Here is a 24,629-nt window from a genome sequence, read left to right as displayed (position 1 = left end):
ACACCAACTCTCAACAAGGAATTGATGCGATGCTCAAAGTCGGAGTTGTAGGTCTGGGCTGGATGGGCCGCGTCCATCTTCGGAATTACACCGAAATGGCCGGGGTCGAGGTCGTCGGCGTGGTCGATGTGGACCCCAAGGCGCGCGAGGAAGTCACCGCCCGGTTCGGCGTGACCGCCTACGCCACCCTGGACGAACTGCTCGAACACGAACTCAACGCCATCAGCGTCTGCGTGCCCACCAGCCTGCACCATGAGACCGGCCTCAAGATCATAGAAAAAAAGATCAACCTGATCATCGAAAAGCCCCTGGCCGCCACCGCCGCCGAGGGCGAGGAACTGGTCCGCCGGGCCGCTGACATGGGCGTGGCCCTCATGGTCGGCCATGTGGAGCGCTTCAACCCGGCCGTGGCCCGGGTCAAGGAACTGGTGGGCGACGACGTCATCTCCATCCAGATCGAACGCGTCGGCCCCTATCCGCCGCGCATCCAGGACGTGGGCGTGGTCAAGGACCTCGGCTCCCACGATATCGACCTCATCCGCCACATCACCGGCTCGGAGTTCAGGTCGGTCAACGCGGTCATGTCCACCACCCTGGGCAAGCACGAGGACAGCGCCCTGATCACCGCCCAGATGGAAAACGGCGCCCTGGCCAGCATCTCCACCAACTGGGTCACGCCCTACAAGAGCCGCAAGATCCTGGTGGCCTGCGAATCCAAATACATCGAGGCCAACCTGATCACTCAGGAGGTCAAGGAATACTCTGCCTTCTCCACCTACGACAAGAGCTACTCGGTGCGCGAGTGGCCGCTGATGTTCCGCGAACCGGTCAAGGAGGAGCTGACCCAGTTCCTTGCCGCCCTGCGCAACAACACCCCGGTGCCCATTCCCGGCGAAGACGGCCTGGCCGTGCTCAGGGTCTTCGAGCGCATCTTCAGCGCCAGGTAGCCCCCACGCCCCGAATGCAAACGGCCCCGCTCTCCGTCAAGGAGGGCGGGGCCGATTTCGTTATCGGCGAAAATTCAGTTGCGGGCCACCCGGGCGGGCTGGCCCGGCTGGGCGGAATGGGCGGACTGGACGGCCGGGTTCACGGCGATGTAGTCCACCACATCCCGAACGCCCCAGACCTCCCCGGCAATGGCCAGGGCAGCGGTTTTTTGACTGTGATCGACTGTGGAGCCGATGAGAATGGCCGTGCCGCCAATGACCTCCACCCGCAGGTCAATGTTCTCAAGCCGTTTGGTCTCGGCCAGCTTCCTGCTGACCGTGTACAGCAGCGAGGCGTCACTCTTGGCCTCGGCAGGGGTCGAGCGCGGGAAGAACTTGCAGGTGACGAGTTTGAGCCCCTCCACGGACCGGGCCGTGGACATCGCCCTGTCTGCCTGGACCTGGCTGTCCAACCGGCCCACGAGATAGGCGTGGCCGCCGATGACGTGGGCCGAGAGCTGGGGAACGCCGCCCATGACCAGCCGCTCGCGCAGACGGCGTTCAAGCATCCTGTCGGAATCGCAGACCAACTGGCCGCCCTGCACGCTGGTCTTGGGGATGTGGTTGTCGGCCAGGACCACGGCGTCGTAGCCGGTCATGGCCCCGCTGGCCACCTGGACCGCAGGATACACGGCGCACCCACCGAGCAGGGAGGCCAACGCGAGGACGGCAAGCAACGCGGCCGTAACGGCCACGACAGAACCACGGCCACGGCCTGGGGCCGCGCCTGGGGATCGATCAAACGGAGTCGGCTTGCGTTTCATGCTTGGGCTGCGCCGTGAGCGACTTGTCTGGACTTTCTCTAACACCCTCTGCCTCAAGTCTCCACTTCGGTCAAGCACAATGCAAGAAGCGTACACACAAGATGTCAGTCGCCCACCGCCAGCAGGTAGGTCATACCCGCGATATTCTGCCGGTCGATGACGCGCAGCCCGGCCGGGCGCTCGGGCCACTCGTCCCAGTGCCTGTCGCGGATGACGAGGATCACGCGGTCCCGCTGCCCGATGAGGGCGGCCAACTCGTCGAAGTCGCCCGTCTCCTCGATGTCGTGCCCGGCGTAGTAGGTGAAGATGCCCGAGTAGACCTTGTAGGCCAGGGGCGCGTAGCCCTGGTCGACGTGCTCGCCGATCATCTGCGCCTGCCGTTTGGGGCTCATGGCGTCGTCCAGTGACGGGGCCACCATCAGGCCCACGGGGTAGAGCCACAGGGTCACTGCCAGAACCGACCAGAGCAGGCAGGTCTTGCTCCCCCGGCGGCGCAACAGGAAAAGTCCCACCCCTCCGACCAGCAGCAGACAGGCCGAGAGGCCCAGCCCGCGCACCGGCACCGGGAACGGCAGCAGATCGCCCGCCACCAGCAGCCCGGCTCCCAGCACCAGCCACAGCCCGGCCACCCAGGTCCAGAACCGGGCCGAGCGGGCCACGTCGAGCCGGGTCATGGCCTGGGCCGTGAGCAGGGCCAGGGGCGGGAACATGGGCAGGATGTAGATGAGCACCTTGCCGCTTAAGCTGGAGAGAAAGACAAAGGTGGACAGGACCATGATCCACAGGAAGACGGTGGGCCCGGCCTCGCGCCGCCCGCCCCACGCCTCGCCCCACGCCTCAAGGGAAAAAAGCCGCCGCGCCGGGGCGGCCACGGCAAAGAGCGTCCACGGCAGCCAGGCCAGAGGCAGGGCGATGAAATAGTAGGTGAAGGGCTCGCGATGGTGGAAGGTGTGGGTGGCCCGTTGCAGGACATGCTTGCCCAGCACCGTGTCCATCAGGAACGACGGCCCCTCGGCCAGCATGACCCCGCCCACCCAGGCGACCAGCATGGCCAGCATGGCCAAGAGCCCCAGGCCCATGGCCCGGGTGAAGAGCCTGCGCACCTCGCACCGCCAGAGCAGGTAGAGGGTGAGGGTCAAAAGCGGCAGGATGAACCCGATGGGTCCCTTGGTCAGGGTCGCCAGCCCGGCCAGAGCGAAGGCGGCCAGCGGCCACGCTCCCTGCCTCGGCCCGGACACGGCCCGGAACAGGCAGGCGTGGCTCAGGATGATCAGCCCGGCAAAGAGCAAATCCATGCGCGAGTAATGGAACAACCCCACCAGAAAAAAGTTGGCAAGGAGCATGAGCGCGCCGGCGAGACACACGGAGCGGTCGAACCCCAGCGTCCGGGCCAGCACATGGGCCGAGACCACGAAGAAGAGCCCGGACAGGGCCGCGCCCAGGAAGAACACGGCGGGCATGTCTGCCGGGGTCAGGGTGTCGATGAGCCACAGGAACCAGAAATACACGGGCGGCTTGTCCGGATAGGGCTGGCCGTTGAGGGAGAGGACCAACCATTTCCCCCGCTCCACGAGGTTCTGGTAGGCGTTGGCGTAGCGCACCTCGTCCGAGAACCACAGGGCGCGGTTGCCCAGGGTGAACCAGGTCTGGGCGGCCACGGCCAGGATCATGGTCAGCCACGGATGGTTCCGAAGCAGGGACCACAGGCGCGAGGCCAAGTGCTGATGGGCGTTGTTTTGGTCCATGGGTGTCACGCCTTTTTCCGAAGCAGTGAGGAATCCGCCAGCACCATGGTGGCCAGCCCGCCGAAGCTGCCGAGGAGCCAGCCGAAGAAGACGTCGCTTGGATGATGCCAGCCGAGATAGATGCGCGAAAGCCCCACCAGGGCGGCGGCCAGACCCAGCAGCACGGTCAGGCCGGTCCGGCCAAGGCGCAGGGCAAAGGGCGTGGCCCAGCCCATGAATTCCGTGGTGTGGCCCGAAGGCAGGGAATGGAAGGCCCCCCGGGTGGTGATGGGGTCGAACCACGCCCCCTGGCCCGGCCTGGGACGGCCCACGGTGTGCTTGATGAAATGGACGGCCAGCCCGGCCACCACCGCCTGCACGGCCAGCAGGATGCACACGAAGCGCAGGGTCTCGCGGTCGCCCGAGCGCCACGCCCGCACCAATATCCAGCCGAACAGGCCGTAAAAGACCGGGTTGCACCAGTCGGTGATCAGCGTGAAGGCACGGGTCAGGCCGGGATGCGCCTCGCGATGGTCGCGGAAGAACCCGGCCACCGCCTCCTCGGACGGAAACACGAGCCAGAGGGCGGCAAGCAGCACCAGAAGCGGGACCGAAAGCAGGGCCAGATGTCGCAGATGGGAAAGACGCATGCGGGTTTCTTAGGCCATCGGGGCCGGATGGGCAAGATCGGCTTCCGAGGGCGACAGCGGCTCGACGTCCGCATCGGAGTCAGACTCGACGCCCTGCTCGTCCGGCTCTTCGTCAAAGGCCACCGCCTTGACCAACCCGCCTGACGCCGGATGGGCAAGGTTGGTGTAGGCGGCCCATGTCGCTTCATCCACGCCCAGTTCGGTCAGGATGTCGGCCAGGGGGCGGCCCTCCTGTTTCCAGTATTTGTAGCCGTGGTCGGCGCACTCGAAGGGGATGACCAGGGTGCCGTCCTCGTCCAGATGGGGTTTGGTCTTGTCCATGGACGGGGACTCTTTCACCTTTCGCGGAAAAATTCAACCGAACTCGCGCGCCCCGGCGGGATGCGCGAGTCCGGTCGCAAAATGGTGCCAGGCCCTGCGGCCCGCAGATCAGGCCACGGCCTGCCCCTGGTCCGGGCGGGACTCGGCCATGCAGACCAGCCGGTCGATCTCGCGGACCTTCTTGAGCACGCAGCGCACGATGCGCCGGAATTCCGGAAAATCGCGCTGCGCGTAGTGCTTCCTGGCCCGGGTCAGCCCGGCCAGATCGACCAGTTCATTATAGAGATACGGGGTGTACAGCGGATCCTGGTTCAGGAATATCTCGACCCGGCCCATGGCCTCGTGCACCTCGGTCTGGTTGGCCGCAAGGTTCCGAAAGAGCTTGCCCAAATGCTTCTCGATGTTGCGCAGCGAGGTGGACCAGGCGGGTCCGCGCGGCTCGAAGCGCACCGGGGTCATGGTGCCCCGGCTGGCCGCAAGCTCGGCCATGAACCGCTCCACCCCGCCCGGGACAGAGGCGAACAGCCCCTCGGCGTAGGCGGTTTCCAGGTCCACCACGCGGGTTCCCTCGATGGGCACGCCGCCGCCGTAGACGTTGAAGACCGGCACCGGGGATTCCTTCAGATCGGCCTCCAGCTCGCGCTTGGCGGTCATGTACTGGACCGTGGTCAGGATCTCCTCGCCTTCCATGTTGCGGGTGGTCTGGTGGTAGCTGCGGCGGGTCGTGCTGGTGGTGTGGTTGTGGTGCCCGGCCGCGTGGGAGCGGTCCTTGAGCCAGGCGTAATCCTGGCCGATGAGCACCATGTGGCTCACCCCCATCCAGCGCAGCAGGCGCGAGATGGTCACCGAGACGTTGCCGCCCGCATCGATGACCAGATCATGCTCCTTCATGACGTAAGTACCCATGCCGCCCACGGTCCACAGGGGCAGGGTCGGCCCGGCGTAGCGGGCCACGGCCTCGGGCAGGACCTTGGTGGAATAGATGAGCGGGATGCCCTGCACAAAGTCGGGGTCAAGCCGGTCGAAGAGTTTGAGCATGGACTTGTCGTAGTCAATGGCCACGCAGAAATGGGGCCTGATGCCCAGGGCCTGGAGCGTGGGCACGGTCTGCAGGGCGCAGATGTACAGGGCGTGGCCCGGATTGTCGCGCAGGCTCTGGGCCGCGTCCTCAAGGCTCGGCCCGGCGCCGAGGATGACGCCGCCCAGCCCGGCCGCCCGGCCCTCAAGGCCCCGGATGGAACCCTCGGCCATGGCCCGTCTGAAATTGTGCACCTCGTTGGCGACCATGACGTCCTGGCGAAAGCGCAGGGTCGAAAGCTCCAGCGAGAAGTTCTCCAGCTTGTGGCGCATCCAGGTGGCCCAGCGGGCATACTCCGGCCCCAGCTGCTGGCTGGGCAGATCGCCCTTGAGATGAATCTGGCCGTAGACGAACTGGAGGTCGAGGTTCTTAATCACCTCGTGGATGTAGCGCTCGTCCGGGACCAGGATGTGGAACTTCCTGGCCTCGAAGAAGGGACGGTAGTCGGTCTGGCCCAGGCAGGCCAGGAGCATTTCGGGCCGGGGTTCCAGCAGCATGACCTTGTGGCTGTCGGGCGTGTTCTTGAGCACGTGGTTGACGCCGTAGCCCAGGTTGCAGCCCACGATGAAGGTGGCCGAGGTCTCGGGCTTGTCGCCATTGGTCCACGAGGAATAAAGCCCCACGGGCGGCAGGGCCTCGAACATGCCCTTGCCGTTTTCCATGCGCCAGTCGTGGATGCCGTATTCGTTGATGAACAGGTTGGAGAGCAGCGCCTCCTCGCCGAAGGGGCGGGTGGAAAGCCACTGGAAGACGGGATGCCCCTTGGCCTGCAAATACTCGATGTTGTCCTTGAGAAAGGGATATGCGGTCATGGGTTTTCCTTTTCGCGCCGGGGCGCGGTGTGCTGACTGCCTGCCGGGGTCCGCGCCCGGCCTGCGTGTTCGGGCCGCGTATTCGGGCCGCCTGCTCGGACAGGAAATTGCATGATGCGTGCCAGTTGCACCCCCCGGGATTTTGCAATACGGTGCCTGGGTCGAACACGAATCCTTTTTCCGTTATTTCAGGGAACTGTCATGAACAACGATCTGCTTTCGCTCATCGGGAACACCCCGCTGGTGGAGATTCGCCATCTCAACCCGAACCCGAGCGTCAAGATTTTGGCCAAACTCGAGGCGCAGAATCCGGGCGGTTCGGTCAAGGACCGCGTGGCCGCGGCCATGATCGAGGCGGCCGAGCGCTCGGGCGAACTGACCCGGGACAAGATCATCATCGAGGCCACCTCGGGCAACACCGGCGTGGGGCTGGCCATGGTGGCGGCCATCAAGGGATACCGCATCAAGCTGCTCATGCCCGAGACGGCCAGCGAGGAGCGCAAGATGATCATGGCCGCCTACGGAGCCGAGCTGGAGCTGACCCCCGGCCACCTCTCCACCGACGGGGCCATCGAGCGCGCCTACCGCTACGCCCGCGAAGAGCCTGATACCTATGTGCTCATGGACCAGTTCAACAACCCCGCCTCCATCGACGCCCACTACACCGGCACGGGTCTGGAAATCTGGGAGCAGACCGGCGGCGCGGTGACCCACTGCGTCATGACGCTGGGCACCTCGGGCACGGCCATGGGCATCGCCAAGCGGCTGCACGAAATGGGCCGGGTCCATGTGGCCGCCGTGGAGCCCTACGCAGGTCACAAGATCCAGGGCCTGAAGAACATGCTCGAATCCTACCCCCCCGGCATCTACGACAAGACCTGGCTCGACGAGGTCCTGCACGTGGACGACGAGACCGCCTTCGAAAACTGCCGCAGGCTGGCGCGGGCCGAGGGCATCTTCGCGGGCATGAGCTCGGGCGCGGCCCTGGGCGGGGCCATCCAGCTGGCCGAGCGGCTCGAATCAGGCCTCATCGTGGTCATCTTCCCGGACTCGGGCGAGCGCTACCTGAGCACCCATCTCTACCGGCAGCAGGCGGGCAGCGGCATCACCCTCTTCGACATGGCCTCGGGCGCGACCAAGCCCCTGCGGACCCAGACGGGCCTGGGCCTCTACTCCATGGGCCCGAGCCTGGACAACCCGGACGGACTCGACGCCTGGCGGCGGGTGGTGGTCCTCGACGTGCTGGCCCGGCATCTGCGATCAAGCGGGGTGGATGTCCAGGCCGCCGTGGGCCTGACCGACATGGACGACCGCACCCTGGCCGCAGCCCGGCACACGGACGCCAACCGGGCCGCCTTTGCCCTGCACCGCCGGGCCATGATCGTGGACCGCGCCCGCGACATGGGCGTGGGAATGGCCGCAGACGGCGACCCGGGCGTGGCCTTCCCCCTCTCGTCGGGCGGCGAGGACAAGGCCCTTGAACTCTGCCGCAAGCTGCTCGGCAAGGGGCTGGCCTACGAAAAGCTGCGCTCGGTCTATTTCGACGTCTTTCGCGACAAGCGCTACGGCGAGATCGGGGCCATGGACATGGACAAGGTCTCGGGCGGGCGCACCGTGGACCTCGACGCCTACGTCAAGGACAACCCGCTCGATTTCACGCTGCTCAAGCGGGCCACCCTGCTCGACCTCAAGCGCGGCGAGGTGCTGGAGACCGAATGGGGCAATGTGCGCCCCTCCTGGTTCCTGCAGCACGCGGCCACGGCCCTGACCAGTCTGCCCCGCATCGACGTGATGATCGGCAGCGAAAAGCATCGCTTCCCCCATCTGGAAAATCTCCGGGCCATCTGGTCTGCGGCCGGGCGCGAATTGCAGGCGTGGCTGCTCAACCATCAGGCCACGGAATGCGCCGACGAGACCCTGGTGACCGTGGCCGAAAAGCTCGGCGGCTACCGGGCGGCCCGGTTCTGGCTGCTCTCGTCCTCCTGCCGCAAGCCCCTGTGCGCCAGCGCCGAGAACCTCGCCATGTGGGCGCGCAACTGGCGGCGTGTGCAGGAGACGGCCGCCGCCCTCATGGCCGGCCGCGCCGACAGGGACGAGGCCGTGGCCAGCGAGGTCAGCCAGGCCGCCTTTGACCTGCGCGCCGGATTCAAGACGGCCATGAGCGAGGACCTCGCCCTGCACCGTTTCTGGCCCGTGCTCTTCCGCTTCGTCAAACAGGTCAATGCCTGGGCAGCGGCCGCGACCATGACCGGGGCCGAGGCCGCCACCTGCCTCGAGGAACTGCTGGCCGTGGATTCCATCCTGGGCATTCTCGACCACACCCAGATGCCGCTCACCCTCTCCGAGCTGCCCCTGGAAGTGCAAGGCATGCTGGCCGACCGCCAGAAGGCCCGCGAAACCCGCGACTTCGCCGCCTCCGACGCCCTGCGCGACATGATCGCCGAGGCCGGATTCCGCCTGGAGGACACGGCGGGCGCGCCGAGGGTGTTTCGGATGTGAATCGAGCCGACGACCGACAGCCCAATCAAAGGCCGCCGTTCCCACGAGAACAGCGGCCTTTGATTTGTAAGAGATATGATCGGCCAACAATCCGAAGCCGCCCGTCCTACTCCCGCACCTGCCCCTCGCCCAGGAGGACGAATTTGGCGCTGGTCAGCTCCTGCACGCCCATGGGGCCGTAGGCGTGGAGCTTGGAGGTGGAGATGCCGATCTCGGCACCCAGGCCGAGCTGGGCGCCGTCGTTGAAGCGGGTGGTGGCGTTGGCCACCACCAGGGAGGCGTCCACCTCGCGGATGAAGCGCATGCAGTGCTCGTAGTTCTCGCTCAGGATGGCCTCGGTGTGGTTGGAGCCGTGCTCGGCGATGAAGTCCAGGGCCTCGTCCAGGGAATCCACCACCCGCACGGCCAGGACCAGATCGAGAAACTCGTATCCCCAGTCGCCCGGCATGGCCGGTTCGGCACCATCGCCCAGCAGAGGCAGGGAGCGCGGGCACGCCTTGAAGCGTACGCCCTTGGCGGTCAAAACCTTGTCCACCCGGGGCAGGAGCACTTCTGCCACATCGCGATGCACCAGCAGGCATTCCAGGGCGTTGCAGCCGCTGGGGTACTGGGTCTTGGCGTTGTCGATGATGGGCACGGCCCGGGTGATGTCGCAGGAGGCATCGGCAAAGAGGTGGCAGACGCCCTTGTAGTGTTTGAGCACCGGCATGGTGGCCTGCTCGGTCACGGCGCGGATCAGTCCCTCGCCGCCGCGCGGGATGACCACGTCAATGAAGTCCGAGAGCTTGAGCAGTTCGGCCACGGCCTCGCGGTCCGTGGTGGCGGGCACCTGGACCGCGTCGCGCGGCAGCCCGGCCTGCTCCAGGGCGCGGTGCATCAGCCCGGCCAGACAGGCGTTGGAGTGGAACGCCTCGGACCCGCCGCGCAGGATGACCGCGTTGCCCGCCTTGAGGCAGAGGATGCCCGCGTCCACCGTGGCGTTGGGCCGCGACTCGTAGATCATGGCCACCACGCCAAGGGGCACGCGCATGCGGCCCACCAGCATGCCGTTGGGCCGTCTGGTCATGGACTCGATGCCGCCCACGGGATCGGCCATGGCCGCCACCTCGCGACACCCGGCGATCATGGAGCGCAGCACCTTGTCGCTGATGGTCAGCCGCTGCACCCGGGCCTTGTCCAGGCCGCGTTCGGCAGCGGCGGCGAGATCCAGGGCGTTGGCCTCGGCCACGGCCCCGGACTCGGCCTCCAGCAGGTCGGCCAGGGCCAGCAGCGCCCCGCTCCTGGCCTTGCCCGACGCCTTGGCCAGCGCCCGCGACGCGCGCCTGGCGCGCCTGCCCATGTCGATCATCTGTTGGCGAATATCCATGCCCCCTCCCGTCAAGACTTGTCGAAAATGTCCGAAGAACCGGGACCGCCCCATGGCACTCCACCGGGTCCACCCTGCTAACCCCGGTCACGGCGAAAAGTCAAACCTGACGCCTCATTCTCGCGACCATGCCGAATAGACCGTTTTTCCCATTTTGTCATTTGACCAGCTGTTCATCCGAAATTCTGCCCGAAAAACGACCGCAAATCCCTGTTTCCACAAAATAGGCTTTGACCTTTTTTACAATTTTGCTTATCAAGCCCTCTGCGCCGTCAGGCCATTGACCTGAACGACATCCAGACATCCATACGGAGGAAACTGACACCAATGGTTGAAAACAAGACAGCCGGACCGGCCGCCCTCGACGAGATCGAGGCCCGGGTTCCCTCGTCCCTGCACCCCGTTCTCGAAGCGGCCTTCAAACACAGAAATGTGATCATGGCGAGCGTGGCGGCCATCATCCTCGTCGCTGCGGCCTACGCGGCCTACAGCGGCTACTCCGCCCGGGCGCTGGCCGAGGCCCAGAGCCAGCTCGGTGTCATCGTCATCGAGGCCTCGGGCCAGGACAAGCTCGACAGGCTCGAAGGGCTGCTGGACTCCGCACCCAAGTCGGCCAGGGCCGCCGTGCTGGCGGAGCTGGCCCAGTCGGCCATGAACCTTGAAGAATGGGACAGGGCCGCCGACGCCTGGGGCCGCCTTGCGGCTGCGGCTAACGACGAGTTGAAGGTCGTGGCCCGCCTTGGCGAGGCCAAATGCCTGCTGCTGGCGGGCAAGGCCAGCGAATCGATGACGGTGCTCAAGGCCCTGGCGGCCAGCGCCCCGGCCGGGTTCGCCGTGCCGGTCCAGCGCCAGCTGGCCACGGCGGCCGAGCAGGCGGGCGACACGGCCCAGGCCCTCCAGGCCTATCGCAGGCTTTCCGAGGAGCAGGTGTCCGACAAGCCCTTCATCGACCACAGGATCGCCCAGTCGGAAGCGAACTGATCCCGCTCACCCGATTCAATCAATTACGGAGAGACTTCATGGCACATTCCCTCCTGGCCGACGCGCCCGGCCACATCGACCTGCTGCTCGGCAACGAGGCCATCGTTCGCGGAGCCGTCGAGGCAGGCCTGCAGGTGGCCACCTGCTACCCCGGCACCCCTTCCTCCGAGGTACCCGATACCCTTTTCCGGCTCTCACCAGAAGCCAGGTACTCCTTTGAATACTCGGTCAACGAGAAGGTCGCCCTTGAAGTGGCGGGCGGCGCGACCCTGGCCGGGGCGCTGACGCTGTGCACCATGAAGCATGTCGGGGTCAACGTGGCCGCCGACCCGCTCATGACCCTGTGCTACACCGGCACCCCGGGCGGTCTGCTGCTGCTCTCGGCCGACGACCCCGGCTGCCATTCGAGCCAAAACGAGCAGGACAACCGCTACTACGCCCGGCTGGCGGGCATGCCGGTCCTCGAACCGTCCACAGCCCAGGAGGCCAAGGACATGACCCGCGACGGCCTGCTCCTGAGCAAGAAGCACGGCGCGCCCTTCATGCTGCGCACCACCACCCGGGTCAACCACCTGCGCGGCCCGGTGGAGTTCGGCCCGGTGCCCGACCCGGGCAAGCCCGACGGCTTCCAGCGCAACCCCTCGAAATTCGTCCCCATCCCGGCCTTCTCCCGGCCCATGCACGTGGCCCTGCTTGAGCGGCTCGAAGCCCTGCGCCAGGAGGCCGAGAACTCCCCCTACAACACCGTCACCGGCAGCGGCTCGCTGGGTATCGTCTGTTCAAGCATCAGCCGCGCCTATGTGGCCGATGCCCTGGCCCAGAGCGGTCTGGCCGACAGGGTCAAGGTGCTTGGGCTCGGCTTCAGCCACCCGCTGCCCGAGACCATGTGCCTCGACTTCCTTTCGTCGGTCTCCCGGCTCCTCGTGGTGGAGGAGCTGGAACCCATCCTCGAAAACGACCTGCGCGTGCTGGCCCAGAAGAACGGCCTGGACGTCGAGATTCTTGGCAAGGACGTGCTGCCCCGGTGCAACGAGTTCACCGTGAGCATGGTCGAAGACGCCATCTGTCGGCTCACAGGCGAGGCCGCCCCGGTGCGCGACGCCTGCCAGCCCGCCGCCCTGCCCATGCGGCCGCCCAACCTCTGCGCAGGCTGCCCCCATCGCGGCTCCTACTTCGCCGCGCGCAAGGTCTTTGGCGACGACGCCATCTACTCGTCCGACATCGGCTGCTACACGCTGGGGCTGCTGCCTCCGCTCAAGGCGGCGGACTTCCTGCTGTGCATGGGGTCGTCCATCTCGGCGGGCGGCGGCGCGGCCCTGGCCTCGGGCAAGACCGTGCTGGCCTTCATCGGCGACTCCACCTACTTCCACTCCGGGCTCACCGGCGTGGCCAACGCCGTGTTCAACAAGCACGACGTCCTCATCGTGGTGCTCGACAACCGGACCACAGCCATGACCGGCCACCAGCCCCACCCCGGCGTGGACAAGACCATCCTCGGCGACAACGACTCCCGGCTGGACATCGAGGCCTCTTTGCGCGGACTCGGCGTGACCGAGGTGCGCGAGGTCAACCCCTTCAACCAGAAGAAGACCATCGCCGCCTTCGAGGAACTCAAGACCATGAAGGGCGTGAGGGCGCTCATCGCCAAGGAGCCGTGCCCGCTGTTCACCCGCCGGATCTACAAAAAGGTCGCGCCCCAGGTGGCCTATGTGGCCGAGAGCTGCACCGGCCGGTTCGAATGTCTGGACACCCTGGCCTGCCCGGCCATGTACCGCGACGGCGACCACGCGGCGGTCAATCCCATCCTGTGCAACGGCTGCATGCTCTGCCTACAGGTGTGCGGACACATCAAAGCCAAGAAAAGGGGCAGCTAGAATGAACGACATCAAGCCCATCCGCATATTCATGACCGGCGTTGGCGGCCAGGGAACCCTGACCGCCACCACCATGCTTGCCAGGACCGTGCTCGCCGCCGGACTGCCCGTCACCTCCGGCGAAATCCACGGCATGGCCCAGCGCGGCGGCGTGGTGGAATCCACCGTGCTCATCGGCTGCAAATCGCCCAAGATCGGCCACGGCGAGGCAGACATCCTGCTGGGCTTCGAGCCCATGGAGACCGTGCGCGCCCTGCCCTACCTCAAGCGCGGCGGACTGGTGCTTTCCAGCACCGAGTTCATGCCCCCGCTCTCGGTGGCCATGGGCAAGCAGGCCTGCCCGAGCCTCGACGAGATCAAAACCCAGGTGGCCGCCTGCACCGATAAGGCCCACTACATGAACAGCCAGACCATCGGCATCGAGGCGGGCGCGGTCCAGAGCGGCAATATCGCCCTACTCGGCGCCCTGTGCGCCACGGGCGCGCTGCCCTTCGGACCCGAAGCCCTGGCGGCGACCATCAAGGCAAACCTCCCGGCCAAGCTCCAGGCCGTCAACCTCAAAGCGCTGGAACTCGGCGTGGCCGCGCTCGACGCATAAAGAACAAGCACATGGCACACACGACACAAGGCGACTCCGACCTCAGCTATCTGGTCACCCTCAAGACCATTCAGGAAACCCTCAAGCGGGACGCGCCCCTTGAGGAATCCCTGAACCAGCTCCTGAGGATACTGGCTCAGGACATGGAGTACGTCAGGGCGTTCATGGTCATCATGGACCCCAAGACCGAGAACCTGAAGCTCTCGCTCACCTACAGCCCGGCCCAGGCCGACGACGTGACCTACTCGCCGGGCCGGGGCGTCATCGGCAGAGTTTTCGGTTCGGGCCAGTCCATCACCGTGCCGCGCATGTCAGACGACAAGGAGTTCCTCAACAAGGCCTTTGGCCGCAGCGAGGAAGAGCTGCGCAAGCTCGGCTTCATCTGCGTGCCGGTCATCAACCGGGGTACGAGCGACCATGAGGTCATCGGCGCCCTCTCGGTGGACGTGCCCCTGATCCCGGCCGAGGACCTCGACGCCCACCGCCAGTTTCTCGAAGTGGTGGCCGGCATCATCGCGGGCCATGTGGCCCAGTTGCAGGAAGAGATGGCCGCCCAGAATCATCTGCTCACCCAGGGTCTGATGGCGAGCAGCGTGGACACCACCCCGCCCAAGGACTTTGTGGCCGCCAGCAAGGCCATGCGCCTGGTGCTCAGGCAATCACGCCAGGTGGCCCCCAGCCGGGCCACGGCGCTGCTGCGCGGCCAGTCCGGCACGGGCAAGGAATTGCTGGCCGAGGCGATCCATTCGGCCAGCCCCAGGGCAGACAAGCCCCTTATCCGGCTCAACTGCGCGGCCCTGCCCTCGGAACTCATCGAGTCCGAATTGTTCGGCCACCAGAAGGGTGCCTTTACCGGGGCCTTCCAGACCAAGCGCGGCCTGTTCGAGGTGGCGGACCAGGGAACCCTGTTCCTCGACGAGATCGGCGAACTGTCCATGGACGCCCAGGCCAAGGTGCTGCGCGCCATCCAGGAGAAGGAAATCCAGCGCGTGGGCAGCGAGCAGACCATCACGGTGGACGTGCGCCTCATCTGCGCCACCCACCAGCCCCTGGAGGAACTGCTCGAAAAAGGAAAATTCCGCGAAGACCTTTACTACCGCATCAACGTCTTCCCCATCTTCATCCCGCCGCTCCACGAGCGCCGCGAGGACATCCTGCCCCTGGCCGAGCATTTCCTGAGCGATTTCTCCAGCGAATACGGCAAGGAGGTCAAGCGCATCTCCACTCCGGCCATCGAGCTGCTGGTCATGTACCACTGGCCCGGCAACGTGCGCGAACTGAAGAACTGCATCGAGCGCGCCGTATTGCTGTGCGAGGAATCGGTCATCCGCACCTACCACCTGCCGCCAACCCTCCAGTCGGCCGAGAGTTCGGCCACGGGCATCAACCTCTCCTTTGGCGAGGCGGTGGCCAAGTTCGAGCAGGAGCTGCTGGTGGATTCCCTCAAGAAAACCGGCGGCAACATGCTCCAGTCCGCCCGCGATTTGCGCGTTTCCTACCGCATCGTCAATTACAAGGTGAAGAAGTACAGCATTGACGTGAAGAAGTTCTCGCAGACCAAGAAGAAGCCGCGCAAGAAACTGGAGAACTGATCCGGTCGGCAGCCTTCAAGAAGCATTGTTCAGCCCCTGGCACAAGCCTCTCCGCGAGGTCCTGGCCGGGGGCTTTCCCTTGCCGGGCCAAGTCTGCTACACCGGGGCATGGACAACGCCGCCCACCTCGTCTCGCGCCTCGTGACCCTGACCCGCAGCAGCGGGTATCTCGCCCCGGACCACGCCACGGCCGCGGCCGCCACCCTGCTCGAAGCGCGGCCCCTGACCCCGCCCCTGGCCGCCCTGGGCAGCGGTCTGGTCCGCCACGCCGCCATCTTCGACCCCTTTGACCGCGACACGCTCCGCCTGGCCGAGGACGTCAACCGCACCCTGGGCCACCCACCCATGGGAGACTGGCTGGCCAAGGCCCGACGACTGACCGCCGCCGAACCCGTGCCCGAGGCCATCAACCCGCCCGACCCGCGCGCGGCCGCGCCGGACGCCCTGCTGACCCATGTGCTGGCCCAGCCCGCCAACGCCCACCGCTACCCGGTGCTGCTCGCCCTGTGGCGCGCAGGGGCGCGCGAGCAGTTGATACGGGCCATCGAGATCATGGCTGCCTCGCCCTCGGGGCTGCTGGCCGGTCCCATGCTCGCCTGGGGTGCCTACGGCGCGGGCGAACCGCTGCTGGCGCAGATGCTCCTCGACGAGTCGGTCACGGCCTTCCCGGCCCACACCCTGCGCGCCCGCATGGCCCTGGACCAAGGCGACACGGCGGGAGCCCGCGACCATCTGCTGGCCACCCTGGACGCGGAGCCGTTCCAGCCCGCCGCCATCGAGCAGTTGGCCGGGCTTGCCGACGGCCACGCCGGGCCCGGGCCCACGCCCGGACCAAACACCCACATCTGCCTCTATTCCTGGAACAAGCCGGACATGCTGGCCCGCACCGTGGCCTCGCTGGCAGCCACGCGGCTGGGTCAGGCGCGGGTGACCATCCTGAACAACGGCACCACCACCTGCCCGCCGGACGAACTGGAGCGGCGGGTACGCGAGGCCGCGCCCGGACTTGCCGCATCCCTGGCCTTTGTCCATCTGCCGGTCAACGTGGGCGCTCCGGCGGCCCGCAACTGGCTGCTCGCCATGCCCGAGGTGCGCGCGGCCCGGCTGGTGGCCTTTCTGGACGACGACGTGCTCCTGCCGCCCCACTGGCTGTCCCGTCTCACGGCCACGCTGGCCCGCTTCCCCGAGGCGGCCGCCGCAGGGTGCAAGTGCGTCAACCAGGGGGTGCGGACCATCCAGTACGCCTTCCGCAATCTCTCCGAGGTCGGCGAGAGAAAAATCCGCTTCACGCCCAACGCGCCCACCCTCATGGACATGGGCCAGTTCGACGCGGCGCGCCCCTGCCTGACGGTCATGGGCTGCTGCCATCTGCTCCACAGGGAGCGCCTGGACCGGCTCAACGTGCCGGACTTCGGCGTGCGCTTCTCCCCGTCCCAGGTGGACGACATCGAGCACGACATGCAGATATGGAAGGCGGGCGGCCAGGTGATCTACGACGGCGGGGTCGCGGTGGTTCACCTCCAGGACACGGGCGGAGCGCGCACCCGGGCCTCCCTGGCCCAGGCCCACGCCAACCACCACAAGCTGGAGCACACCTTCAGCCACGACGACCTGCTGCGCATGGACAAGGCCACGGCCCGGGCCGACCGGCTCCACTTCACCCGCGCCCTGGGGACAGTCCTGCCCACCCTGGACGGCCCGGCCGGGGCCTTCTGGCGCATGCTCCACCCCCTGCTCCTCGAAGCCCTGGCCGACTGAGCCGCCACGCGAAAAAAGGCGGCCCGGAAACCCGGACCGCCCCTGATGGCAGTGGAATCGCGTGCAAGCCTACTTGAAGGAGCGGGCGAAGAGGTCGGCGATGGCCTTGCGGCCGTTGTCCTCAAGAAAACGGGTGCCGGTGCCGGTGAAGTGGGTCTCGGTGATCAGCGGATCGGTCACGGCCGCCCACTGGCCGGACTCCCAGCGGAACCAGCCGTTCTTCACCTGACCGAAGACATAAAGCTCCTTGTTGCAGATCTTGGCGAACTCCGCGCCCCAGCCGGTGCCGCCCCTGACCGTGCCATCCTCCTGGATGGTGCCGACAACAAAGACCTGATGGGAGGACTCCACCTGATACATGATGGTCTGGAGCACCTTGCGCATCTTCTCCGCGTTGGTGAACTTGCGGTTGAGGAGCTTTGCGACGTAGGTGAGGCTGACGTCCTTGCGGATCAGCTCCTCGTTGGTCAGGACACGGATGCCCCGGCTGCGCTCGATCTTGTGCCCCTCGAAGGTATAGTTGACCTCGGCCAGGCCATACTGCTCGGCCAAGCGGCCGAACTCGGCCTCGGCGCCCTGCGCACCGCCGCTGAACAGCGTGTGGGAATCGAATTTGGTCATGCGTTCTCCTTGGTATGGGTCGATATGCGTGGCGTTGACGGCCGTATCGACACGACCCGGGCTTCACCGGTGTTCATTATGCACACGCCGCGCACACGGAGCAATAGTCTGTGCATCATTTTTCCCCAAAAAGCCATTCTTTTTCCGGCCGCCAGGGAGGCGGGTCACTCCCCCAGCGCCTGCATCTTCACGGTCAGGTCGGTCAGCAGGACGCGATCCATGAGCCCGGCCATGCGCTCGAACTCCTCGGGCGCATACTTGCCCAGAAGCTTGCGCATGTTGGCCGCAGCCCCGGCCGCCTGTCCGCCGCCCACGTCGCTCTGCGCGCCCGAGACGCGCTTGTGGCGCACGGCCAGGAATCCCTGGTACACGGCGTAGCCGCCGCCAAGAACCATACGCAGGTCGCGCTCCAGGTCGTCGTACTGGGTGGGCGAGAAACGCAGGTCAAAGGGACCATTGTCCAGCAGCCGCGCCGTCCTGAAGAGATGAACGCAGCCCGTGACCGAGGCGCAGGGGCGGATGTAGTCCGCCTGGCCGAAGTCCGCCTCCTGGAGCATCAGGGTAGCCATCAGCGCCTGCTCGCGCCCGGCCGGGTCCGGGGTCAGGTTGTGCTCGCCGCACTGGACCCGGGCCGGTCCGTCGAAATCCACCACCTTGCACCCCCACACCCCGGCCTCGGGATAACGGCCCACAGCCCCGCCGAGGCGCAGCAGCCAGTCCGGCGGCAGGGCAATGTCGTCGTCGATGTAGGCGGTGAAGTCGCTGGCAGCCACTTCCGGCAGATGCATCAGCCAGTTGCGCGCCGCCGGAGCGCCCACGTTGACCGGCAGCCGGACCAGCCCGGCCCGGTCCGAACCGACCCTGTCGATGAAGCGGCGCACCACCTCGGCCGTGTCGTCGGTGCTTCCGTTGTCGAGGATGCGCACCTGGGCGTCGCCCAGATCGGAGCGGGCCAGGGAGTCGAGAGTCACGGCCAGATCGGTTGCCTTGTTCCAACTGTAGCCGAGGATCATCACCCGCCCGGGCAGGGGGCGCAGATCATTCGCCCCGTCCACGGCCAGTTCGAAGAGACGCAGCCACAACCCCGTGTGCCACGGCCGGGAATGGGCGCACTGGCGCAGCAGGTCGGTGCCCCCGTCGCGCTTGCCCGCCCGCAGCCAGGCCGTGGCCAGCCGCTCGCGCACCAGGGGCAGAGGCAGCGATTCCTCCAGATGGCGGTAGATTGCGGCCGCAGGCAGCGCCTCGCCCGACACCAGCAGGGCGTTGGCCTGGGCGTAAGCAAAGAGCGGACCGAGCCCCTCGGGCGTGACAACCGTGGTCAGGGTGGTGGTCAGAGCGGTGGAGAAGAGCGACCAGTCGCCCCGGATGCGGCAGAACTCGTAGAGATGATGCCACCAGAAGAGATTGCGCGGGGCGTGGCGCAAGTGCCCGGTGATGCAGGCCAGCTGGTCCCGGGGCGGCCCGGCCATGGCCAGCCGCGTCTCGGGCGTGACCTCGGGCTGCCAGTGGGCCATGACCGAGCGCAGGATGGGGACCAGCGGTTTGGGCAGAGCAGGCAGACGCCCTGCGGACTGGGCGAGCAGGGCCGCGCACTGGCCGTCGAACGGGTTCTCGCCCCAGGCAGCCAGCAGCAGATCGGCCCCGATCATGGAGAATCGGTCGCCCGGCGCGCGGCTGTGGGCCAGGGCCGTGGCCGCCGTGGCGTGCAGATGCACCCTGCCCGTGCAGCCCAGCAGCAGCGGACGCAGCAGATCGCCAGGAAGGGCAACAAGATCGCTGGAATGAGCCATGTTCACCACCTATGCGCCGCATGGCGAAAAGTCAACCGCGCGCCCCGGTCAGCCCGGGTCAGCCCCCTTCCTGTGCGTGCGGATTTCTGCTAGGTGTCGGCATCATGGACACGCCCGAAATCCCCGCCCCCCTGCGCCTCGACAAATCCGCCCTGCCCCCGTCCGCGTGGCCCGGAATCCTGCCCGCCTTCAGGGAGCGCTTCTCGGGCTGGCACCTGGGCATGGGCACGCCCGATGTCCTGGGCGGGCTGCTGCGCGGCCTGAACGCCCTGGGCGCGGAAGACCTCGGTTGCCGCGACACGGCCCGGGCCATGGGCCTGTGGGGCGCGCAGGCGCATCCCCTCTCGGCCCCGCTGGCAGCGGCCATACCTCCCGACGCCCTGGCCGGACACCCGGGGCTGACCGCTCTCCTGACCCGGCTGGCCGATACGCCGCCTCCCGAGCAGGCCGACGCCGAGGCGGCCGCCACCTGGCACGCCCTGGTCAGGGGCGACGACCACGATCTGACCCTGCATTTCCTGACCCTGACCCTGCGCGACCCGCTGCGCTGGCCCGCCTGGCTGCGCCACTGCTGGCAGGATCTGCTCTTTCTGAACCGGCCCGAACTGGCCCGGGCCGCCCTGGACATGATCCCCTGGGACGCGCCCTCCCTGCCCCTCAAGGCACGGCTCGCGGCCGAGCTGGCCTTTCACACCCGGCCGCCGGACGAGGCGCTGCCCCTGGTCGCCGGGCTGGACCCCGCCCTGTGGGGATTCTGGCGCGCCTACGCAGGCGGCGAACTGCTGCTGCGTCTGGGAGAAATCGAAAGAGGCCGGGACGGTTTGGCCATGCTCTGGCAGGCCATGCCCTGGCACGTCAACCTGACCCTCAAGCTGCACGACCTGTACGCCCCGCCGCCAGCGAAGACGACGGACGGGGAAACCGCCTCCGTGGCCGTGCTCCTCTATTCGTGGAACAAGGCGGACCTGCTGGCCGCGACCCTGGAGAGCCTGGCCGCCAGCGACCTGGGCCGGGCGGGCGTGTTCGTCCTGGACAACGGGTCTACGGACCACACACCCCAGGTGCTTGAGCGGATGCGCGGGCTCTTTGGTCCAGAAAACGGTCGCGCCGGGCTGCAAGTGACCACCCTGCCGGTCAATGTGGGCGCTCCGGCAGCGCGCAACTGGCTGCTCTCCCTGCCCGAGGTGCGCCGCTGCGCCTGGGCCGCCTTTCTGGACGACGACGTGGTCCTGCCGCCCGACTGGCTGACCCGGCTGCTGGGTGCGGCGCGGGAGCATGGCGGCGCGGACCGCATCGGGGCCGTGGGCTGCCGCATCACCTCGGCCACGCCGCCCCACGGGCAGCAATCGGCGGACTACAATCTCTTCCCCAGGCCGCCCAAGGCCCCGGAGCCGGGCGCGCTGCCCAACCGGGTGGCGGTCTTTGACAACTGCGCCGGGTCGCCGGACACCGGGCTGTTCACCTATGTCCGGCCCTGCCTGTCTGTCTCGGGCTGCTGTCATCTGGTGTCCATGGCCGCCATAGCCAAGGCGGGCGGTTTCGACCTGCGCTACACACCCTCACAGTTCGACGACCTGGACCGCGACATGCGCTCGGCCCTGGCCAGAATGCCCGCCCTGTATGCCGGAACCCTGGCCGTGCGCCATGTCCAGCATTCGAGCCTGGCCAGGGCGCAGACCCTGCGCCAGACCGGCCACATCATGGGCAACAAGCTCAAGCTCGACACCAAATACTCGGACGAGGAATTGGCCGCCCTGGCCCGCGACACCACCCGGCTCCTGTGGGACGACCTCGAAACAAAGCATGCCGCCCTGGTTGACCGGCTTGGCCGTGATGCTTAGTTCGGGGTTTGAACCATCAGCAGGACAGGAAGGGAATCATGGATGATGTCAGGGTCTACGGCGATTTTCACCGCGTCTCGCCGGAGCTGTTCGAACGGATCAAGGACGCCCTCCCCTTTGATCAGGTGGAGTACGATGGCGACGTGCTGCGCCTGGACCACGAGGGCGTGTACCTGATGATCGACGATTTTCTGGAACTGATGCGCGACTTGCTGCCCGAGGGCGGCTACGGCCACGTGGAATACATCGACAACCTCGAATGGGTGGTCATCCGCTACACCATCACCCCGGGCAGGATAGACGAAAAGCGCGTCCTCGTGGACAACGTCCTCGACGCCCACATGCGCGACCACGGGATGTAAGTGGGTCAGGCTATGAAGGTCCGATGTTACAGCACAGGGCAATGAGATTCCACGTAGACTATGCCGATATTTATTGGAGTGGTAGCCTTGAATCGTTAAACATTCACATGTTTCGCAATAGCATTAAACCACCCCATCACTTCTCCACCAGGATCACGTGCTTCAAGAAGTTCAGGAGTCATTGCCCGTACAGCTTCCGTGTTAAGCCACTTCTTGGCCCGACTACCTTTCTCTTTCTGCTTTTTGGGTTCCAGTTCAGCCCATCCTGTTTGAGCTCCTGAGACAAAGTGAACTGCTTTAGCAACTATTGTCGGCACATCATCACGATCTCCAAATTCCACAAGCCCAACAAGTTCCGACTTTACTGCAACAATTGCATCAACGTGGAGATAATTCTCCATCTCATATTTCTTGGTGCATAGTCCAATGCACCCCTCTCCTCGCTCAGAAACAGTTTGAGCCGTTATCTCATTTTGTTGTTTATCCCCATCGAAAAGATGAAACTCCGGACGATTGAGCCCGGCCAAACGATGTGCCCAAAGGGACAAATTTGTGCCACCGCAAGGGATAAATATAATTATACCTTTCTCGTCCAGCTTAACTAAGTCAGGGACATCAACCCCATTGGCAATCAACATTGTTGACATACTCTGCAGAAAATGGATGTCATTTACACCTTCGACACCAATAAACAACTTCACGTCATGGTCAGGAAGAACACCGAGGTCTTTAGCAAGCTTATTCAAAACCTCCCTCTCACCTCCTTCACCTTCAACAGACCGACACCCCCCATTGTCACATACATGGCGTATGCAGCTACTAGGAATTCTCCTGGCAAGCACTGGATTGTGTGAAGTCAACAACACCTGTCGACCTGGATTTTCCGAAAGTTCCAACAACGCGTTGAGAAGCAATTTTTGATTAGCTGGATGCTGACTTGTTTCTGGCTCTTCGATGGCATAGATTACTGGAACATCCTCACCTCGGTCATAAGCATTGGACTCTGCCTTGGCGCGGAAGAAATTCAACAGCACGAGCCGCCGAACACCACTCCCGCGCTTATTGAGTGGGATGTCTTCTTCGCCCGTAAGGCTAACTTTGAGAACCTTGCTCCAATTCGGCTCAGTGAAACGTGCCTTGAGTTCACCTGCAAGCTCTGGATGCATCTCACGGAGTTTCTCTACAGTCTTGTCCGCCGTAGATTGGACTTCATTTTTAACTTGATCAACTAAGGCATTCAGCTTTGGTTCCAATCCCTTGAAAGCCTCTTTCATTGCTGCGTTCATGGGGTCTTGAGCTTCGGGATCAGTGTCAGTACTGGAGCGGTCCGCCTTAAAAAGTGCAAAAGTTGGCAATGAAAGCTTGAGTTGTTCCCATAATTTTTTCCCGGAATCCTTGTCCAATTGCAGCAAACGGTCACAAAGGACTAAGTCGTCAACAGTGCTCCTTATTGCTCCCCTGAGTTGTGAACTCACCTTTTGATCGACATCAGAAAGATCCGCTCCAAGCTCTTTCGCACGACTTCTCAAGTCTGTTATCTTTAACTCCAGCAGATCATCAACTCTTTGTGCAGATGGATGATTAGCCATTGCATACATTGCAGCCTTGGGAGTCTTTTTCGTGCAGTCCCAAATTTGGTGAAGCTCTAATCGGCCTTCTTTATTAAGAAGAAACTCATTTTGGAGATTTGTTGGGTAGTCTTTGTCGATGACTATCTGCTCTGGAAAATCCTCAAACTCGCAGACAATCGCGACATCTGTGGGGTCTCCGCTCTTATTGGCATCATCTTGGTCAATCTTCCCGTCCCCAAAAAAAATATTCAACGCCTCAAATATTGTCGACTTCCCAGCGTCATTTCGCCCAACGATCATTGAGAGCTTGCCCAACTTAATCGTTGTTTCCTCTTTGTAGCATCTGAAATTTCTAAGTCTCACGCGTACAAGCTTCACAAAGATTCCCCTTTATCCCAAATGATTACCCGTTGCTACTTACTCCCCAAAACGATGGTGGCCTTTTCATCATGAGAAGGTTGGCATCAATTGATATCAGTAGTTGGTAAACATGCCAGATAATAGCCGGGATAGCCTACTGATTTTCTTGCACCTAAACAGGCTCATAATGCACGCATATCACAGCAGCGTCCGGCGCGCCCCTTCCTCGGCCAGATGCACGTCCACGGCCTTGGGGGCGATCTCCTCGTCGGTCACGGCGTAGCTGACGCGCTCGCCGGGCTCCAGGCTCTGGAATCCGTCGCGCACGATCTCGGTGTAATGGACGAAGACGTCCATCCCGTCGTCGCCGGTGATGAAGCCGAATCCCTTCTTGTCGTTGAACCAGGTCACTTTGCCTTCGCGCCGCACGGGAACCTCCGGTTTCATGAGCCGCCTTCAATGCAGTGAATCACCCTACCCCGCGACGGAATCCTTGGCAATGTCCGCGCCGCCCAAAGGGGCAAGACGCGCCTCGTAGGCCTCGCGGGTGCCGGAAAAGGCCACGCGGCCCGCTTCAAGGACCAGGACGCGGTTCACGGCGTTGATCATGTCGCTGGCGTGGTGGGTGACGAGGATGAAGGGCACCCCGGCCCCGGCCAGCCGCTGCAACACTTGACGCATGAGGGTGCGCGAGGGTGCGTCCAGCCCGGTCAGCGGCTCGTCGAGCAGGAGCAGGTCAGGCCCCGGGGCCATGGCCCGGGCCAGGAACACCCGGCGCTGCTGCCCATAGGACATGCGCCGCAGGGGACGGTCCGCCAGATGGGCCAGACCCACCCGCGCCAGCCACTCGCGGGCCATGACAAGCTCCTCGCCCGTGGGTTCGTCGAGCATGCCCACGCTGCCCCGGAACCCGGATAGCACGGTCTCCAGAGCGGACACCTCCCAGCCCAGTTCCCGGGCGTATCCGGCCTGGAGGGCGGGCGAGACCACCCCAAGACGCGGCCGCGCCTCGTCCATGGGCATGCCGCCCAGCCGCTTGACTGTCCCGATCTTGGGCCCCATCCCGGAGTCGTCGGCATAA

At 65.1% G+C, this 24,629-nt stretch carries 20 protein-coding genes; 9 read left to right on the top strand and 11 right to left on the bottom strand.

Annotated elements, in window-relative coordinates; all coding sequences use genetic code 11:
- Positions 1–29 precede the first annotated feature (29 nt).
- Positions 30–947 (top strand): Gfo/Idh/MocA family protein, encoded by a 918-nt coding sequence (locus QQS14_RS11890; protein ID WP_285907218.1) that lies wholly within the window; start codon positions 30–32, stop codon positions 945–947.
- A gap of 74 nt (positions 948–1,021) precedes the next feature.
- Here QQS14_RS11890 and QQS14_RS11885 read toward each other — a convergent pair whose 3' ends face one another.
- From QQS14_RS11885 to QQS14_RS11865, 5 genes are all read right to left on the bottom strand, one after another.
- A complete protein-coding gene (locus QQS14_RS11885) occupies positions 1,022–1,618 on the bottom strand; it encodes a BON domain-containing protein (protein WP_285907217.1) in 597 nt (198 codons plus the stop codon).
- 236 nt (positions 1,619–1,854) lie between these two features.
- Positions 1,855–3,495 carry an ArnT family glycosyltransferase gene (locus QQS14_RS11880; RefSeq protein ID WP_285907216.1) on the bottom strand — a complete coding sequence of 547 codons (1,641 nt, stop codon included), beginning with the start codon at positions 3,493–3,495 and terminating at the stop codon, positions 1,855–1,857.
- Positions 3,496–3,500: 5 nt separating this feature from the next.
- Positions 3,501–4,124 (bottom strand): phosphatase PAP2 family protein, encoded by a 624-nt coding sequence (locus QQS14_RS11875; protein WP_285907215.1) that lies wholly within the window; start codon positions 4,122–4,124, stop codon positions 3,501–3,503.
- A gap of 9 nt (positions 4,125–4,133) precedes the next feature.
- The gene (locus QQS14_RS11870) at positions 4,134–4,445 is read right to left on the bottom strand and encodes a hypothetical protein (RefSeq protein ID WP_285907214.1); all 312 of its coding nucleotides are present in this window, start codon (positions 4,443–4,445) and stop codon (positions 4,134–4,136) included.
- Between the two features lie 108 nt (positions 4,446–4,553).
- Positions 4,554–6,335 carry a motility associated factor glycosyltransferase family protein gene (locus QQS14_RS11865; RefSeq protein ID WP_285907213.1) on the bottom strand — a complete coding sequence of 594 codons (1,782 nt, stop codon included), beginning with the start codon at positions 6,333–6,335 and terminating at the stop codon, positions 4,554–4,556.
- A 201-nt stretch (positions 6,336–6,536) separates the two neighbouring features.
- Between QQS14_RS11865 and QQS14_RS11860 the strand changes: the two genes are divergently transcribed.
- Complete coding sequence (locus QQS14_RS11860; RefSeq protein ID WP_285907212.1) at positions 6,537–8,834, top strand: cysteine synthase; 2,298 nt, start codon at positions 6,537–6,539, stop codon at positions 8,832–8,834.
- 106 nt (positions 8,835–8,940) lie between these two features.
- Here QQS14_RS11860 and QQS14_RS11855 read toward each other — a convergent pair whose 3' ends face one another.
- Positions 8,941–10,200 (bottom strand): glutamate-5-semialdehyde dehydrogenase, encoded by a 1,260-nt coding sequence (locus tag QQS14_RS11855; RefSeq protein ID WP_285907211.1) that lies wholly within the window; start codon positions 10,198–10,200, stop codon positions 8,941–8,943.
- Between the two features lie 327 nt (positions 10,201–10,527).
- On the opposite strand from QQS14_RS11855, the gene QQS14_RS11850 reads away from it, so the two are divergent.
- The 5 genes from QQS14_RS11850 to QQS14_RS11830 all read left to right on the top strand — a co-directional run bounded on the left by QQS14_RS11850 (position 10,528) and on the right by QQS14_RS11830 (position 17,003).
- Positions 10,528–11,181 (top strand): YfgM family protein, encoded by a 654-nt coding sequence (locus tag QQS14_RS11850; RefSeq protein ID WP_285907210.1) that lies wholly within the window; start codon positions 10,528–10,530, stop codon positions 11,179–11,181.
- A 38-nt stretch (positions 11,182–11,219) separates the two neighbouring features.
- Positions 11,220–13,055, top strand: coding sequence for an indolepyruvate ferredoxin oxidoreductase subunit alpha (iorA, locus tag QQS14_RS11845; RefSeq protein WP_285907209.1), 1,836 nt, complete (start codon positions 11,220–11,222; stop codon positions 13,053–13,055).
- A 1-nt stretch (position 13,056) separates the two neighbouring features.
- Positions 13,057–13,653 carry an indolepyruvate oxidoreductase subunit beta gene (locus tag QQS14_RS11840; protein ID WP_285907208.1) on the top strand — a complete coding sequence of 199 codons (597 nt, stop codon included), beginning with the start codon at positions 13,057–13,059 and terminating at the stop codon, positions 13,651–13,653.
- An 11-nt stretch (positions 13,654–13,664) separates the two neighbouring features.
- The gene (locus QQS14_RS11835; RefSeq protein WP_285907207.1) at positions 13,665–15,245 is read left to right on the top strand and encodes a sigma-54-dependent Fis family transcriptional regulator; all 1,581 of its coding nucleotides are present in this window, start codon (positions 13,665–13,667) and stop codon (positions 15,243–15,245) included.
- A gap of 108 nt (positions 15,246–15,353) precedes the next feature.
- Positions 15,354–17,003: a glycosyltransferase family 2 protein gene (locus tag QQS14_RS11830; protein ID WP_285907206.1), complete on the top strand. Its 1,650-nt coding sequence runs from the start codon at positions 15,354–15,356 to the stop codon at positions 17,001–17,003.
- 69 nt (positions 17,004–17,072) lie between these two features.
- Here the strand turns inward: QQS14_RS11830 and QQS14_RS11825 are convergent, their stop codons facing one another.
- The gene (locus QQS14_RS11825; protein ID WP_285907205.1) at positions 17,073–17,624 is read right to left on the bottom strand and encodes a hypothetical protein; all 552 of its coding nucleotides are present in this window, start codon (positions 17,622–17,624) and stop codon (positions 17,073–17,075) included.
- A 164-nt stretch (positions 17,625–17,788) separates the two neighbouring features.
- Positions 17,789–19,414: a glycosyltransferase family A protein gene (locus tag QQS14_RS11820; protein WP_285907204.1), complete on the bottom strand. Its 1,626-nt coding sequence runs from the start codon at positions 19,412–19,414 to the stop codon at positions 17,789–17,791.
- A gap of 104 nt (positions 19,415–19,518) precedes the next feature.
- On the opposite strand from QQS14_RS11820, the gene QQS14_RS11815 reads away from it, so the two are divergent.
- Positions 19,519–21,255, top strand: coding sequence for a glycosyltransferase family 2 protein (locus QQS14_RS11815; protein WP_285907203.1), 1,737 nt, complete (start codon positions 19,519–19,521; stop codon positions 21,253–21,255).
- A gap of 38 nt (positions 21,256–21,293) precedes the next feature.
- A complete protein-coding gene (locus QQS14_RS11810; protein ID WP_285907202.1) occupies positions 21,294–21,617 on the top strand; it encodes a hypothetical protein in 324 nt (107 codons plus the stop codon).
- Between the two features lie 95 nt (positions 21,618–21,712).
- On the opposite strand, the gene QQS14_RS11805 is transcribed toward QQS14_RS11810, so the two are convergent.
- From QQS14_RS11805 to QQS14_RS11795, 3 genes are all read right to left on the bottom strand, one after another.
- Positions 21,713–23,566: an ATP-binding protein gene (locus tag QQS14_RS11805; protein WP_285907201.1), complete on the bottom strand. Its 1,854-nt coding sequence runs from the start codon at positions 23,564–23,566 to the stop codon at positions 21,713–21,715.
- Between the two features lie 180 nt (positions 23,567–23,746).
- Positions 23,747–23,977, bottom strand: coding sequence for a cold-shock protein (locus QQS14_RS11800; protein WP_345782800.1), 231 nt, complete (start codon positions 23,975–23,977; stop codon positions 23,747–23,749).
- 45 nt (positions 23,978–24,022) lie between these two features.
- Positions 24,023–24,629: ATP-binding cassette domain-containing protein (locus QQS14_RS11795; RefSeq protein WP_285907199.1), on the bottom strand; the 607-nt coding region annotated here is incomplete at its 5' end.

The organism is Pseudodesulfovibrio pelocollis (assembly GCF_030282845.1).
GTDB lineage: Bacteria > Desulfobacterota > Desulfovibrionia > Desulfovibrionales > Desulfovibrionaceae > Pseudodesulfovibrio > Pseudodesulfovibrio pelocollis.
Note: the sequence above shows the minus strand (reverse complement) of the source record. Positions and strands in the feature narration are given on the sequence as shown.

Bases quoted from the DNA above. Each gene is read 5' to 3' on its own strand.
- QQS14_RS11890 (WP_285907218.1), top strand. From the start codon at position 30: ATGCTCAAAGTCGGAGTTGTAGGTCTGGGCTGGATGGGCCGCGTCCAT.
- QQS14_RS11880 (WP_285907216.1), bottom strand. From the start codon at position 3,495: ATGGACCAAAACAACGCCCATCAGCACTTGGCCTCGCGCCTGTGGTCC.
- QQS14_RS11875 (WP_285907215.1), bottom strand. From the start codon at position 4,124: ATGCGTCTTTCCCATCTGCGACATCTGGCCCTGCTTTCGGTCCCGCTT.
- QQS14_RS11870 (WP_285907214.1), bottom strand. From the start codon at position 4,445: ATGGACAAGACCAAACCCCATCTGGACGAGGACGGCACCCTGGTCATC.
- QQS14_RS11865 (WP_285907213.1), bottom strand. From the start codon at position 6,335: ATGACCGCATATCCCTTTCTCAAGGACAACATCGAGTATTTGCAGGCC.
- QQS14_RS11860 (WP_285907212.1), top strand. From the start codon at position 6,537: ATGAACAACGATCTGCTTTCGCTCATCGGGAACACCCCGCTGGTGGAG.
- QQS14_RS11855 (WP_285907211.1), bottom strand. From the start codon at position 10,200: ATGGATATTCGCCAACAGATGATCGACATGGGCAGGCGCGCCAGGCGC.
- QQS14_RS11850 (WP_285907210.1), top strand. From the start codon at position 10,528: ATGGTTGAAAACAAGACAGCCGGACCGGCCGCCCTCGACGAGATCGAG.
- iorA (WP_285907209.1), top strand. From the start codon at position 11,220: ATGGCACATTCCCTCCTGGCCGACGCGCCCGGCCACATCGACCTGCTG.
- QQS14_RS11840 (WP_285907208.1), top strand. From the start codon at position 13,057: ATGAACGACATCAAGCCCATCCGCATATTCATGACCGGCGTTGGCGGC.
- QQS14_RS11835 (WP_285907207.1), top strand. From the start codon at position 13,665: ATGGCACACACGACACAAGGCGACTCCGACCTCAGCTATCTGGTCACC.
- QQS14_RS11830 (WP_285907206.1), top strand. From the start codon at position 15,354: ATGGACAACGCCGCCCACCTCGTCTCGCGCCTCGTGACCCTGACCCGC.
- QQS14_RS11825 (WP_285907205.1), bottom strand. From the start codon at position 17,624: ATGACCAAATTCGATTCCCACACGCTGTTCAGCGGCGGTGCGCAGGGC.
- QQS14_RS11820 (WP_285907204.1), bottom strand. From the start codon at position 19,414: ATGGCTCATTCCAGCGATCTTGTTGCCCTTCCTGGCGATCTGCTGCGT.
- QQS14_RS11815 (WP_285907203.1), top strand. From the start codon at position 19,519: ATGGACACGCCCGAAATCCCCGCCCCCCTGCGCCTCGACAAATCCGCC.
- QQS14_RS11810 (WP_285907202.1), top strand. From the start codon at position 21,294: ATGGATGATGTCAGGGTCTACGGCGATTTTCACCGCGTCTCGCCGGAG.